Below are 13,875 nucleotides of genomic sequence, written 5' to 3'. Positions count from 1 at the left end.
ATCCTCGGACCGGCAGGTGAGCGCATCGAACGGAGACGTGCCGTGCAACTGACGTTCGACGCCGACGTCGAGGCCTTCCGCACCGAATTCGTGGCCTTCCTCGACGAGCACGCGCCGTCGGACGCCGAGGCGCTGCAACGGTCGCGGTCGTCGTCCGACGTGCCGGACTGGGCGCGTCGATGGCAGCGGCTGTTGTTCGACAACGGCTGGCTGGTTCCGGGCAACGCGCCCGAGTTCGGCGGCCGCAACGCGACCATCCTCCAGCAGTACGTCCATCAGACCGAGTTGGCCCGCCGCCGGATGGTGCCGAGCTTCAACTCGCAGGGCGTCGGGATCATCGCCGCGTCGCTCATCACCTTCGGCACGCCCGAGCAGCAGCAGAAGTGGGCGGTGCCGATCCTGCGCGCCGAGATCACCGCCGCGCTCGGCATGAGCGAACCGGGCGCAGGGTCCGATCTCGCGTCCTTGCGGACGCGCGCGGAACGCACCTCCGATGCGGACGGCGACTGCTTCGTCGTCAACGGACAGAAGGTGTGGACGTCGGGCGCTCACGACGCGGACGTGGTGCTGACGTTCGTGCGAACCGACCCCGATGCCGCCAAGCATGCCGGCATCAGCGTGCTGCTGATCCCCACCGACTCGCCGGGGATGACCCGGCGGCCCTTCGCATCCGCGGCCGACAGCGACGATCTCGACTTCAACGAGGTCTTCTTCACCGACGTGCGGGTGCCCGCGGCGAACCTCGTCGGCCCGCTCAACGGCGGATGGACGGTCGCCAGCGGATCGCTCGGACACGAGCGGAACATGTTGTGGCTCAGTTACGCCGACCCGCTACAAGATCTGATCGACGATTGGCGGCCGCGCACCACCGTCGAGAAGGACCACTTCGCCACCCTCGTCATGGACAACAACGCGCTGCGCCTACTCGGCTCCGCGGCGTTGGCCCGTGCGGCGCGAGGTGAGGAGGACGTCGCCGCTCTGTCGGTGCTGAAACTGCTCGGCGCCGAGACCGTGCAGACCGCGACCGAACAGGCGCTGGCGGCGTCGGGGCCGGACGGCCTGAGCCTGCGCGGCATGACCGCGCCCTACGTCCCGTTGAACCTCGACGCGTACGCGGGCAGCTGGGCCGACCGGTATCTGCGCTCGTTCGCGGGCACCATCGCCGGCGGTACGTCGGAGATTCAACGCAACATCATCGCCCAGCGGGTGCTTGGGCTGCCGAGGCGCTAGTGGGTCCGCCTCAGAGGTGGGCGACGCGCGGCGCCGTCCCCGTCGTGCGGGCGATGCGCCCTGCCTCCCTGGTCAGCTCGCGTGAGCTGCCGAGCAGGCCGTCGAGCAGCAAGGCACGCTTGACGTGGCGGTGCAGATCGTGTTCGGCGGTGAAGCCGATCCCGCCGAGGACCTGCTGACAGTGTCTGGCCGCCGTGAGGGCCGCCTGCCCCGCCGCGGCCTTGGCGAGCACGGCGCCGAGGTCGTCGGTCGCGAAACTCAGTGTGGCCTCGGCACCTTCGATCGCGACGAGCGTCTCGGCGAGACGGTGCCGCACGGCCTGGAACGACGAGATCGGTCGGCCGAACTGCACGCGGTCAAGGGCGTGTGTCCTGGCCAGCTGCAGCATCGCCCGCGCCGTACCGACCAGCCACCAACCCACGGCGGCGCGGCCCGCGACCAATGGCACCGGATCGCCCGCGTCGGTGCGGTGCACCGGCACCTCGGCGTCCACGGCGCCGTCCGCATCGGTCACGTCTCGCCGCTCCCAGCACACCCAGTGGCCGCCGGCGTATGGCAGCGCGACGGTGCCGCCGATCTCGCGGCCCGACGCGTGCAGCACGACGTCGTTGAGGATCGGGGCGTGCGAACCCGTCTCACCGAGTGCGCGAAACACCAGGGGCACGGCAATTTCCGGCATCTCGGCCAGCATCTCGGGCCAGCCCAGCTCGATGAGCGCCCCGTCCAGTTCGGGACCGGACGCCGACTGCATCGTCTTGCGCAGGGCGTCGTCGAGAAGGTTGAGGGATTCCGCGTCGAAGGCGGCGTCGGTCGCGCTCACGCTCACTCCTTGCCCAGGTCCAGCAGGCGCCGGGCGATGATGTTGCGCTGCACTTCCGCCGTCCCGCCGTAGATGGTCGACGATCGGGAGTACAAGAACTCCGTGCGCCAACGGGTTTCGTCGAGTTCGAGAGAACCGCCGAGGAGATCGCGGGCGGTGTCGTACAGGCGTTGTTCGGCAGTCGCGAGGAGCACCTTGTCGATCGAGGTATCCGCGCCCAGCCGGGCCCCGCCGGCCAGCCGGTCCTGCGTCTCGCGCGATTTGCACCGCAAGGTGTGCAACCCCAGGTATGCCGCGCCGAGTGCCGCGTCCTCCGTGTCGTCGGCCGCGTCGAGTTCGTCGAGCAGGGCGTCGAACCTGGAGTACAGGTAGGCGATGCGCTGCCAGAAACACGTCGAGCGTTCGAACGGCAGCAGATCCATTGCCAGCCGCCAGCCGTCGCCGGTGTTGCCGAGCATGCGGTCGGCGGGCACGACGACGTCGTCGAAGTAGACCTCGCAGAACTCGTCGACGCCGTGCATCGTGCGCAGCGGTCTGACGCTGATGCCGGGGGTGTCCATGTCGACGAAGAACGCCGTGATCGCCTCGTGGTTCGGGACTTCCGGTCCGCCGGTGCGGGTCAGGAGGACGCAGCGCGTGGCGAACTGGGCGAAACTGGTCCACACCTTCTGGCCATTGACCACCCAGACGTCGCCGCGTTGCTCGGCGCGGGTGGTCAGGGACGCCAGGTCGCTGCCCGAGCCGGGTTCCGAGAAGCCCTGGCACCACGATTCGCGGCCCGACAGCAGCCGGGGCACCATCTCGGCGGCGAGCTCGGGCCGCGCATAGTCGATCATCGTCGGCGTGAGCACCTCGAGCATCGAGTAGGGCCCGGGCTCGTCGAGGCCGCGACCGACGATCTCCTCGCCGACGACCGCACGCAACACAGCCGGCCCGCCCAGTCCGCCTGCCTCCACGGGCCAGCCGTACCGCATCCAGCCCGCGTCGTAGAGGGCGCCGAGCACCCGGCCGTGCTGACGGTGGTGTCCCTCCAGCGAGTGGCCCGGTGGGGGAGTGAGATCGTTGTCGTCCAGCCACGCAATGAGTTTCGACCGGAATTCGGCTGTGGTCGGAATCTCGTCGAATGTCTGCGGCGGTGCGGTCATCCCGCTGCGGGCCTGCCGATCGCATGCGGGCGCCCGTGGTCGTGGTCGCCGTTGCGACGAATGAACGTCATGGCCCTGGTCTTCAGACGCCACCCGTCGTCGGTCCGGACGTAGGTGTCGCGGTAGTAGCCGATGCGCATGTCGTGCTTGGAATGCTCGATGAAGCACAGCGGTTGGGTGCCCGTCGCATTGTCCGGGTCGGCCGGGTCGAGCTCGACCAGCGCGGTGCCCGTCATGAAGAGACCCTTCGGGGCCGCGTCGACCAGGACCGGAAACCGGTCCAGGGTGTAGGTTTCGCCGAACGCGCTGTAGGTGCCGTCGGGAGTGAAGACCTCGACGAGGCCCTCGATGTCGCCCTGCGTGATGGTGACGGCGTACTTGGCGAGGACCTGCTGGATCTCGACGATGTCGTCAGTTCGTGTTGGCTTACTAGTTGGCACTGTCATTTCGGAAGACCTTGCCCCCTTTCATTACAAAACTTACGTTCTGTGTAACGGTGATGTCCAGTAGCGGATCGCCGGGTACCGCGATGACGTCGGCCACCTGGCCCTCGGCCAGCCGGCTCCGATCGGTCACGTTGATCAGATCGGCGGCGATGACGGTGGCCGAGCGGAGGACGGCCGCGGGGGGCATGCCCCACTCGACCAACGTGACGAGTTCGTCGGCGTTGCGTCCGTGCGGAATGGCCGGAGCGTCGGTGCCGACGGCGATCTTGACCCCGGCGTCGTACGCGGCCTTGATCGACGTGCGGGCCTTGGGAAACATCTCGGCGGCCTTGGCCTGCAACACCGCCGGAGCCTTTGACACGTCCATCGCCTCGGCCAGCCGCCTCGTGGTGACCAGGAACCGGTCGTTGTCGACCAGCATCTGGATCGCCTCGTCGTCCATCAGGAAACCGTGCTCGATGCAGTCGATGCCGACCGCGACGGCATGCTTGACGGCCTCGGCGCCGTGCGTGTGCGCGGCGACGCGCAGCCCCCGGCGATGCGCCTCGTCGACGATCGCGCTCAATTCCTCATCCGAATAGTGCTGTGCCCCAGCCTCTCCGGTCAGCGACATCACCCCACCCGAACAGCAGACCTTGATCAATTGGGCGCCGTGCTTGATCTGGTAGCGCACTGCCTTGCGGATCTCGTCGACCCCGTTGGCGATGCCCTCCTCCACGGTCAGCTCGAGCACGCCCGGCATGAACGCGGCGAACATCGTCGGGTCGAGGTGACCTCCCGTCGGCGTGATGGCGTGGCCCGCAGGCACCACCCGAGGGCCCTCGATCCAGCCGGCATCGATCGCCTTGCCCAGTGCGACGTCGAGCAGGTAGCCGCCGGTCTTCACGAACAGCCCGAGGTTGCGCACGGTGGTGAAGCCCGCCCGCAGTGTGCGCCGGGCGTTGCCGACCGCACGCAGCACCCGGGTCGGAGGGTCGTCCTGCACCTGGGACAGGCCGGGGTTCTCCCCGCGCCCACCCATCAGCAGGTTGACCTCCATGTCCATCAGGCCGGGCAGCAGGATCGCCTCGCCGAGGTCGATCACCTCGCCCTCCTGCTCGCCGCCGATGCCGACGATGCGATCGCCCTCGATCTTGAGGATCGCCGGACGGACGATCTCACCGGCATCGACGTCGACGTAACCCGCCGCTTTGAGGGTGAGCAAGCTAGACCACCGGCTCCTTGATGAGTTCGATGTAGGCGGCACCGCTGTCCAGCACGCGGGGCTGCTTCCAGACCTCGATGGGGAAGCTCACCATGACGATCGACTGCCCCAGATGCACCAGGGCCTTGGCGTCGTCCGGCATTCCCTGCAGCGGGAAGCGCTCGTCGACGTAGACCATGATGTCCTCGAGACGCGCCATGCCGGCGTCGTACAACTCCTGCATCTCAGCCATCGTCGAGGCCAGGCGCTTGGCGTAGCGCTCCTCCTCGGTGGGCAAGCACCAGTCCGTGAAGCGTTCGAGATCGGCGAATTCCGCGGGCAACTTAGACATTCACTGCATCCTTCTCGTCCGTCGAGGCAGCGTGCTTCCCATTGGGGGATCCGTTGCGATCGGCCTTGTATCGGTTGACGTACTGGTGCGCGGTCAGGTGCAGGTGCCGAAGCAGGACCTCCTGGTCGCACAGCGGGAACTCCGTGACGACGCGCGTGCCGATCTGCGTCTGGGTGGCTTCCAAGGTGTTGGCGTCCTGGAACGCGTACTCCTTGAACGTCACCGCGGCCAGTTCCTGCGACAGCCGCTGGCGCGTATTCGTCGGCGGCACGAAGTAGAGGTTGGCCTCGAAGATGTGCTTGTCCACCGCGGTGGGCCAGTAGTGGTAGGTCAGGTACCAACCCGGCGCCCAGAACAGCAGCGTGAAGTTGGGGAAGAACTCGAATGAGTCGGTGCCCCACGTCTTCTGACGCGACGGGTTGATGGCCGGCGGCAACTCCTCGGGCGCGATGCCCTTGATGTCGGGCCGGTCCCACGGCCCGAACAGGCCGCTGTGCAGGATGCGTTCGATGGGCTTGACCATGTTCAGGTCCTTGGGCGGCGACATCCCGCCCCACGAGGACACCATGGAGTGGTCGCCCTTGATGTCGTAGGCCAGCGCCTCGAAGCCGAACTTGGCCAGCTTCTCGGCCTCCTCCTTCTCCGCCTGCTTCATGTGCAGGATCGGCGCGTGGTAGAACTCGGTGAACGCGTCGATGAACAGCTTCCAGTTGGCGTTGATCTCCGAACGGTAGCTGTAGACCTCGGTCATTTCGTGGAATGGATAACCTTCGAGGCCCTTGGCGAAGTCGCCGAGGTACTCGGTGAGCGGCGCGGCGGCGTCGTCGAAGTTGATGAAGATGAACCCTTCCCAGACCTCGCACCGCACGGGAACCAGTCCGTAGTCGGCCTTGTCGAGGTCGAAGAACTCACCCTCCTGCTGGACGAAGGTGAGATCGCCGTCCAGCGCGTAGCGCCAGGCGTGGTACTTGCAGGTGAACTGCCTGCAGACACCGGAGACCTCTTCACCGGGATAGTCGTTCCACACCAGCTTGTTTCCGCGGTGGCGGCACAGGTTGTAGAAGCACCGGACGACGCCTTCCTTGTCCTTGACGATGATCACCGACGTGCCGGGTCCGACCGAGGGCATCTCGCGGGTGAAGTAACTACCGGTCTTCGGCAGCCGCTCGACGCGCCCGACGTTGAGCCACGTCTTCTTGAAGATCGCCTCCTGCTCGAGCTTGAAGTGCTCGGGGTCGATGGAGTCGTTGTAGTTGACCGGTGCCGTGCCCAGTTCGGGCCAATTCTCGGTCCAGCTACCCGCATCGGGCTTCGGGAAGTGGGGCATGTTCAGTTCTCCTGTTCCGGGACTACGCCAAAGGTGTTGAACGCCATGGCCAGTAGGCCATAGCAACCGATCGTGAAGACGAGGTCCATCCGTTGACGCTCGTCCAGTTGTTGTGACAGCACCGCCCAGGTGGCGTCGGTGAGGTTCGACTTCTCTTCGAGCTCGTCGACCGCGGTGAGGATCGCCTGGTCGAACTCGTCGCTCGCCTCCCCGCGCTTGACGGCCTCGATGACGTCGGCGGACAGACCGACCTCGCCGCCCATCGCGACGTGGTGCACCCACTCGTAATCGCAGTTGCGCCGATGGGCGACGCGCAGGATCGCGAGTTCCCGCAGCCGAGGGGGCAGCGTGGAGCTGAATAGCAGGTAGCCGTTGAAGCGCAGGAACGCGCGCGTCAGCTTCGGGTGACGAACCAGGGTCGCCAGGGCAGTGCCGGGATCTCGCCGCTCGAGGCGTTCCGGCGACACCATGACCGACAGCGCCTTGTACACGTCGTCGTCCCACTCGTCGGGCTGCAAGGGGGCCAGGCGCACGGGGTTCCTCTCCAACTCGGTTGGACTTCTCAGAAGTGAGAATCATATTCTCATATCTGCCTAATAGATTTCCACCTTTGACCGGAATCGTCAATGGCAGGGTGCATGGAGAGGGTTCGCAACAGGCCGCCTTCGTGGCCCAAACTGCAGGTGGTGCCAGCTTTGACGGCATGGGTGATGTTGATTCTCGTTCTGTGAGAGGCTAGTTTCCTCTAGTAGAGAACATGGCTGGTTGTAGCGCCGCAGTCTTGATCCGAAAGGAACCACCGTGAACAAAGACGACATGATCTTGATCAGCGTGGACGATCACATCGTCGAGCCACCCGACATGTTCAAGAACCACCTGTCGGCCAAGTATCAAGACGAGGCGCCGCGGTTGGTGCACAACGCGGACGGCTCCGATACGTGGCAGTTCCGCGACACCGTGATCCCGAACGTCGCACTCAACGCGGTGGCCGGTCGGCCCAAGGAGGAATACGGCCTCGAGCCGCAGGGGCTCGACGAGATCCGGCCCGGCTGTTACAAGGTCGACGAGCGGGTCAAGGACATGAACGCGGGCGGCATCCTCGGATCGATGTGCTTCCCGTCCTTTCCGGGGTTCGCGGGCCGGCTGTTCGCGACCGAGGACTCGGACTTCTCGCTGGCGCTGGTGCAGGCCTACAACGACTGGCACATCGACGAATGGTGCGGGGCGTACCCGGCGCGGTTCATCCCGATGGCGATACCGGTGATCTGGGATCCCGAGCTGTGCGCCGCCGAGGTGCGGCGGGTGTCCAAGAAGGGCGTGCACGCACTGACTTTCACCGAGAACCCCGCAGCGATGGGGTACCCGTCCTTCCACGACGACTACTGGACGCCGCTGTGGAAGGCGTTGGTGGACACCGACACCGTGCTCAACGTGCACATCGGATCCTCGGGCCGGTTGGCGATCACCGCGCCCGACGCGCCGATGGACGTGATGATCACACTGCAGCCCATGAACATCGTGCAGGCGGCGGCGGATCTGTTGTGGTCCAAGCCCATCAAGGACTACCCGGATTTGAAGATCGGACTGTCCGAGGGCGGCACGGGCTGGATTCCGTACTTCCTGGAGCGGGTGGACCGCACCTACGAAATGCACTCCACGTGGACGCATCAGAACTTCGGCGGCAAGCTGCCGTCGGAGGTATTCCGCGAGCACTTCCTGACCTGCTTCATCTCCGATCCGATCGGCGTCAAGCTGCGCCACGAGATCGGCATCGACAACATCGCCTGGGAAGCGGACTACCCGCACTCCGACTCGATGTGGCCCGAAGCGCCCGAGCAGTTGCACGAGGTGCTGACCGCCAACAACGTCACCGATGCCGAAACCAACAAGATGACGTACGAGAACGCGATGCGCTGGTACCACTTCGATCCGTTCACCCACATCAGCCGCGAGCAGGCCACCGTCGGTGCGCTGCGCAAGGCTGCCGAGGGTCACGACGTCACCATCCAGGCACTGAGCAAGCACGAGAAGTCCGGCGACGGTGTCGCGAACTTCGCGGCGAACGCGAAGGCCGCGGCAGGCAACACGGACTGACCTGGTCGAACAGGTGGACCGGCCCATCGCCGGTCGACGTCGAAGCCGCCGGTGCGGATGCGGTGAAACGCCTCCGTACTGGCGAATTCGACTGTGTAAGAGTGTCTTAGAGGTGTAGGAGAGTGCTGTGACCGGCGGGATGAACTTCGAACTGACCGAGGATCAACAGCTGATCCGCAAGTCCGTGGCAGAGCTGGCGTCGAGGTTCGACGACCAGTACTGGATGGAGAAGGACCTGGCGCACGAATTCCCACGGGAGTTCTACGACGCCATCGCCTCGGGTGGGTGGCTCGGCATGACCATCCCGGAGGAATACGGCGGCCACGGCCTGGGCATCACCGAGGCGACGATCCTCGCCGAGGAGGTGGCACGCTCCGGCGGAGGGATGAACGCCGCCAGCGCCATCCACCTCTCGATCTTCGGCATGCAGCCCGTCGTCGTGTACGGGTCCGACGAGATGAAGGCAGAGACGTTGCCCCGCATCGTCAACGGGGACCTGCACGTCTGCTTCGGTGTCACCGAGCCCGGTGCCGGGCTGGACACTTCGCGCATCACCACCTTCGCCAAGCGTGATGGCGGCGACTACGTCGTGAACGGCCGAAAGGTGTGGATTTCCAAGGCCCTCGAATCCGAGAAGATCTTGCTACTGACCCGCACCACGCCCTACGACGAGGTCACCAAGAAGACCGACGGCATGTCGCTGTTCCTCACCGATCTCGACCGGGACCACGTCGACATCCGGCCGATCAAGAAGATGGGCCGCAACGCCGTCAGCTCGAACGAGCTGTTCATCGACGACCTGAGGATTCCCGTCGAGCACCGGATCGGCGACGAGGGCAAGGGTTTCAGCTACATCCTGCATGGACTCAATCCCGAGCGGATGCTGATCGCCGCCGAGGCGCTTGGCATCGGCCGGGTCGCGCTGGACCGGGCGGTGAAGTACGCCAACGAGCGCGTCGTGTTCGACCGGCCCATCGGCATGAACCAGGGCATCCAGTTCCCGCTGGCCGACTCGCTGGCTCGACTCGATGCCGCCGAGTTGATCCTGCGCAAGGCCACCTGGCTCTACGACAACGGCAAGCAGTGCGGCCGGGAGGCCAACATGGCCAAATACCTTTGTGCTGACGCCGGTTTCGATGCCGCCGACCGCGCCTTGCAGACCCACGGCGGCATGGGTTACTCGGAGGAGTACAACATCTCCCGCTTCTTCCGGGAGTCTCGCTTGATGAAGATCGCCCCGGTGAGCCAGGAGATGATCCTGAACTTCCTGGGCTCCCACGTCCTGGGCCTGCCGAGGAGCTACTGATGACCACGAAGACCGCCAATCCCATGTTCGACCTGACCGGGCGCTCGGCGTTGGTGACCGGCGCCGCCGGTGGCATCGGCTCGGCCGTCGCCCAGGCGCTGGCTACCGCCGGTGCCTCGGTACTGGTCACCGATCTCGACAAGGACGCCGCAGCCGCTGTGGCCGAACGCATCTCGGCCGACGGGGGCCACGCCGAGAGCGCGGGACTGGACGTCGCCGACCGATCGGCCGCCGACGCCGCCGCAGCACAGGCCGCCGCCATGACCGACGGCGTGCTCAACGTCGTGATCAACAACGCCGGCGTCACGGCGCCTGCGATGTTCGCCGACATCAGCGAGGACAACGTCAACCGCCTGATCGACATCCACGTGATGGGCGCGTTCCGCGTCACTCAGGCGGCGCTGCCGTTCCTGGCGACCGACGGCACCGGTCGCGTCATCAACGTCACCTCTGCCGCAGGCATCACCGGCACGCTGGGCCAGGTGAACTACTCGATGGCGAAGGCGGGCATCATCGGGTTCACCAAGTCGCTGGCCCGCGAGTTGGCCCGCAAGAACATCCTGGTGAACGCGCTGGCCCCGCTGGCGGCGACCCCGATGACCGAGACCATTCGGACCAACGAGAAGTTCTCCGCCAACATGATGCGGCGAATTCCATTGCAGCGGTGGGCAAGTCCCGAGGAGATCGCCGGCGCGTTCGTCTTCCTGGCCTCCGATGCCGCGTCGTACGTCACGGGTCAGGTGCTGCCCGTCGACGGCGGTATGGTCATGTGATGAATTCTGCGGGCAGGACCGGGGAATTGGCGCAGGCGCCGCTGGCCGGCATCACTGTCGTCGCGATGGAGCAGGCGGTGGCCGCACCCATGTGCACCCGCGTGCTCGCCGACTTCGGCGCCCGCGTGATCAAGGTGGAGAACCCCAAGGGTGGCGACTTCGCCCGCGACTACGACGACGTGGTCAACGGCCCCGGCGGTCTGGCCGCCCACTTCGTCTGGTGCAACCGGGGCAAGGAATCGGTCACACTGAACTTGAAGTCGCCGACGGGCATGGACGTACTGCACCGCCTGCTCGACAGGGCCGACGCGTTCGTGTCGAATCTCGCGCCGGGATCGACGGCGCGCCTTGGCCTCTCGCCCGCGGACCTCGCCGTGCGTCATCCCGGAGTCATTCCCGTCGAGATCGACGGCTACGGGCCGGGCGGACCCATCTCGGACAAGCGCGCCTACGACTTGCTGATCCAAGCGGAGGCCGGGTCCTGCGCGGTCACCGGCTATCCAGACATGCCGGCCAAGCCGGGGCCCGCGGTCGCCGACGTCTCCACCGGGCTGTACGCCGCGCTGTCGATTCTGGCGCTGCTGGTGTCGCGCGACCGGCGCACCGGTCCTGCCCCGGCCGTGGAGTTGAGCCTGTTCGACACCATGGTCGACATCATGGGCTACCAGCTGACCTACACCCAGCACTCCGGCATCGACCAACAGCCACTGGGCGTCAGCTCACCCGCCGTCGCACCCTACGGGGCGTTTCCCACGCGTGACGGGCAGACCGTGGTGCTCGGCACCACCAACGACCGCGAGTGGCAGCGGTTGGCCCGCGAGATCATCGTCCGCCCCGATCTGGCCGACGACCCGCGGTTCGGCACCAACGCCGACCGCTGCGCGCACCGCGACGAGCTCAACGCCGCCATCGAAAGCTGGTGTGCCCAACACGATCTCGAGCACATCCAGAAGACGGCCGACGCCGCGGGCATCGGGAACTCCCGCTACAACCTGCCAAGCGAGGTGATCGTGCACCCGCAGCTCGCCGCGCGCGACCGTTGGCGGCAGGTGAGTACTCCGAAGGGCGACATTCCTGCCCTGCTTCCGCCGCCGGTGATCAGCGGCTTCGAGGCGCCGATGGGCGCCGTGCCCGGACTCGGCGAGCACACCGATGCGGTGCTGGGTGAACTCGGCCTCAGTGCCGAGGAGATCGCCCGGCTACGGGCCGACGGCGCGATCGGGCCGGCCTACGCGTGACCACCACCGAAGCGATACTGCTGTCTCATGACCGCGACGGCATCCGCACGCTGACCCTGAATCGGCCGCACCGCAAGAACGCGATCGACGCCCGGTTGTGGCGCGAGTTGGCGGAGGCGCTGCGCGCGGCGGGCCGCGACGACGAGGTGCGCGCCCTGGTCATCACCGGTGCCGGCGGCGCGTTCTGCTCGGGGGCCGACATCGGGGTGCCCGACGACGCCCATCCCGGCCGCAAGTTGCAGCGGCTCACCGACGTGGCGCTGGCGCTGCACGAGCTGTCCGTCCCGACCATCGCGAAGGTGACGGGCGTGGCGGTGGGCGCCGGCTGGAATCTCGCGCTGGGTTGCGACTTCGTCGTGGCCACACCGGAATCCCGGTTCTGTCAGATCTTCGCCAAGCGCGGCCTGTCGGTGGACCTCGGTGGATCGTGGTTGCTGCCCAAGCTCGTCGGTCTTCAGCAGGCGAAGCGGCTGGTAATGCTGGCGGACATGATCGACGCCGCCGAGGCCCACGCGCTCGGCCTCGTCACCTGGGTGACGCCCGCCGAGGAGATCGACGGGTTCGTCGACGAGCTGGCAGGCCGCCTCGCCTCGGGGCCGCCGTTCGCCTTGGCGCAGAGCAAGGCACTGCTCAACGACGGTGCCAACGTCACGCTGCGGGAGGCGCTGGCGAACGAGGCCCGTGCACAACCGGGGAACTTCGCCACGGCAGACTCGGCTGAGGCGTATGCGGCGTTCGCGGCGAAGCGCGAGCCCGAGTTCACTGGCCGATGGGCCGTACGCAAGGACGAGGAGCAAAAGTAATGCGTGAAACCGTCATCGTCGGGGCCGTGCGCACACCGGTCGGGAAGCGCAACGGTGGCCTGTCCGGCCAGCACGCCGCCGACCTGTCCGCGGTGGTGCTCACCGAGCTCGTCGAGCGCACCGGCGTCGATCCCAACGTGATCGACGACGTGGTGTGGGGCTGCGTCTCGCAGGTGGGCGATCAGTCCAGCAACATCGGCCGCTACGCCGTACTCGCCGCGGGCTGGCCCGAACACATCCCGGGCACCACGGTGAACCGCGCCTGCGGGTCCAGCCAGCAGGCACTCGACTTCGCCGTGCAGGCCGTGATGTCGGGGCAGCAGGACGTCGTCGTCGCGGGCGGTGTCGAGGTGATGAGCCGGGTGCCGCTGGGTTCCGCGCGCGCCACCGGCATGCCGTACGGGCCGAAAGTCCTTGCCCGGTATGACGACTTCTCGTTCAACCAGGGTCTCTCCGCGGAGATGATCGCGCAGAAGTGGAATCTTTCCCGCACGCGCATCGACGAGTACTCCGCGCAGTCGCACGAGCGGGCGGCCGCTGCGCAGGACGCCGGCGCCTTCATCGACCAGATCGTCCCCGTCTTCACCGAGGGTGACGTCGTGACGGCGGACGAGGGTATCCGTCGCGGCACCACCGTCGAGAAGCTCGCCGGGCTGAAGCCGGCCTTCACCGAGGACGGAGTCATCCACGCGGGCAACTCATCCCAGATCTCCGACGGCGCGGCCGCACTGTTGGTGATGACCGCGGAGAACGCGGTGGCGCTGGGAATGACGCCGCTGGTGCGGTATCGCGCAGGCGCGGTCACCGGAGCGGACCCCGTGCTGATGCTCACCGGACCGATTCCCGCGACCGAGAAGGTGTTGCACAAGGCGGGCGTCCACCTCGACGAGGTCGGGGTCTTCGAAGTCAACGAGGCGTTCGCGCCGGTGCCGCTGGCTTGGCTGGCCGAGACCGGCGCGGACGAGGCCCGGCTCAATCCGTTGGGCGGGGCGATCGCGCTCGGCCACCCGCTCGGCGCGTCCGGTGCGGTGCTGATGACCAGGATGATTCATCACATGCGCGACAACGGGATTCGCTACGGGCTGCAGACCATGTGCGAGGGCGGCGGTACTGCCAATGCCACGCTCGTCGAACTCATCGCATAACGCCGTTTCGAAA

14 protein-coding genes are annotated in these 13,875 nt (G+C 66.7%); 7 read left to right on the top strand and 7 right to left on the bottom strand.

The window, feature by feature from the left end:
• Positions 1-42: 42 nt before the first annotated feature.
• Positions 43-1,230: an acyl-CoA dehydrogenase family protein gene (locus N536_RS0117195; protein WP_029114726.1), complete on the top strand. Its 1,188-nt coding sequence runs from the start codon at positions 43-45 to the stop codon at positions 1,228-1,230.
• 10 nt (positions 1,231-1,240) lie between these two features.
• Here N536_RS0117195 and N536_RS0117190 read toward each other — a convergent pair whose 3' ends face one another.
• The 7 genes from N536_RS0117190 to N536_RS0117160 form a co-directional block, all read right to left on the bottom strand.
• Positions 1,241-1,981, bottom strand: a complete 741-nt coding sequence (locus N536_RS0117190; protein ID WP_197040165.1) for an acyl-CoA dehydrogenase family protein — start codon at positions 1,979-1,981, stop codon at positions 1,241-1,243.
• Between the two features lie 71 nt (positions 1,982-2,052).
• Positions 2,053-3,195, bottom strand: a complete 1,143-nt coding sequence (locus tag N536_RS0117185) for an acyl-CoA dehydrogenase family protein (RefSeq protein WP_036436660.1) — start codon at positions 3,193-3,195, stop codon at positions 2,053-2,055.
• Positions 3,192-3,641: a nuclear transport factor 2 family protein gene (locus tag N536_RS0117180; protein ID WP_029114723.1), complete on the bottom strand. Its 450-nt coding sequence runs from the start codon at positions 3,639-3,641 to the stop codon at positions 3,192-3,194. Before N536_RS0117180 ends, N536_RS0117185 begins: the two co-directional genes overlap by 4 nt.
• Positions 3,625-4,845 (bottom strand): amidohydrolase family protein, encoded by a 1,221-nt coding sequence (locus N536_RS0117175; protein ID WP_029114722.1) that lies wholly within the window; start codon positions 4,843-4,845, stop codon positions 3,625-3,627. Before N536_RS0117175 ends, N536_RS0117180 begins: the two co-directional genes overlap by 17 nt.
• Before the next feature lies 1 nt (position 4,846).
• Complete coding sequence (locus tag N536_RS0117170; protein WP_029114721.1) at positions 4,847-5,176, bottom strand: hypothetical protein; 330 nt, start codon at positions 5,174-5,176, stop codon at positions 4,847-4,849.
• Positions 5,169-6,503 carry an aromatic ring-hydroxylating dioxygenase subunit alpha gene (locus N536_RS0117165; protein ID WP_029114720.1) on the bottom strand — a complete coding sequence of 445 codons (1,335 nt, stop codon included), beginning with the start codon at positions 6,501-6,503 and terminating at the stop codon, positions 5,169-5,171. The genes N536_RS0117170 and N536_RS0117165 overlap by 8 nt, the downstream gene beginning before the upstream one ends.
• Positions 6,504-6,505: 2 nt before the next feature.
• On the bottom strand, positions 6,506-7,036 hold the full coding sequence (locus N536_RS0117160) for a carboxymuconolactone decarboxylase family protein (protein ID WP_029114719.1): 531 nt from the start codon (positions 7,034-7,036) through the stop codon (positions 6,506-6,508).
• Between the two features lie 268 nt (positions 7,037-7,304).
• Between N536_RS0117160 and N536_RS0117155 the strand changes: the two genes are divergently transcribed.
• The 6 genes from N536_RS0117155 to N536_RS0117130 all read left to right on the top strand — a co-directional run bounded on the left by N536_RS0117155 (position 7,305) and on the right by N536_RS0117130 (position 13,862).
• Positions 7,305-8,597, top strand: coding sequence for an amidohydrolase family protein (locus N536_RS0117155; protein WP_029114718.1), 1,293 nt, complete (start codon positions 7,305-7,307; stop codon positions 8,595-8,597).
• A gap of 139 nt (positions 8,598-8,736) precedes the next feature.
• Positions 8,737-9,903, top strand: coding sequence for an acyl-CoA dehydrogenase family protein (locus N536_RS0117150; protein WP_029114717.1), 1,167 nt, complete (start codon positions 8,737-8,739; stop codon positions 9,901-9,903).
• Positions 9,903-10,676 carry an SDR family NAD(P)-dependent oxidoreductase gene (locus N536_RS0117145; protein WP_029114716.1) on the top strand — a complete coding sequence of 258 codons (774 nt, stop codon included), beginning with the start codon at positions 9,903-9,905 and terminating at the stop codon, positions 10,674-10,676. Before N536_RS0117150 ends, N536_RS0117145 begins: the two co-directional genes overlap by 1 nt.
• Positions 10,676-11,914: a CaiB/BaiF CoA-transferase family protein gene (locus tag N536_RS0117140; RefSeq protein WP_051574565.1), complete on the top strand. Its 1,239-nt coding sequence runs from the start codon at positions 10,676-10,678 to the stop codon at positions 11,912-11,914. The genes N536_RS0117145 and N536_RS0117140 overlap by 1 nt, the downstream gene beginning before the upstream one ends.
• Positions 11,911-12,717, top strand: a complete 807-nt coding sequence (locus N536_RS0117135; protein ID WP_036436657.1) for an enoyl-CoA hydratase/isomerase family protein — start codon at positions 11,911-11,913, stop codon at positions 12,715-12,717. The genes N536_RS0117140 and N536_RS0117135 overlap by 4 nt, the downstream gene beginning before the upstream one ends.
• Positions 12,717-13,862: a thiolase family protein gene (locus N536_RS0117130; RefSeq protein ID WP_029114713.1), complete on the top strand. Its 1,146-nt coding sequence runs from the start codon at positions 12,717-12,719 to the stop codon at positions 13,860-13,862. Before N536_RS0117135 ends, N536_RS0117130 begins: the two co-directional genes overlap by 1 nt.
• Positions 13,863-13,875: the final 13 nt, after the last annotated feature.

It is taken from the genome of Mycobacterium sp. URHB0044, from assembly GCF_000620625.1.
Taxonomy (GTDB): Bacteria; Actinomycetota; Actinomycetes; order Mycobacteriales; family Mycobacteriaceae; genus Mycobacterium.
The sequence above is the reverse complement of the archived record's forward strand: the minus strand, read 5'-3'. Positions and strand labels throughout refer to the sequence as shown.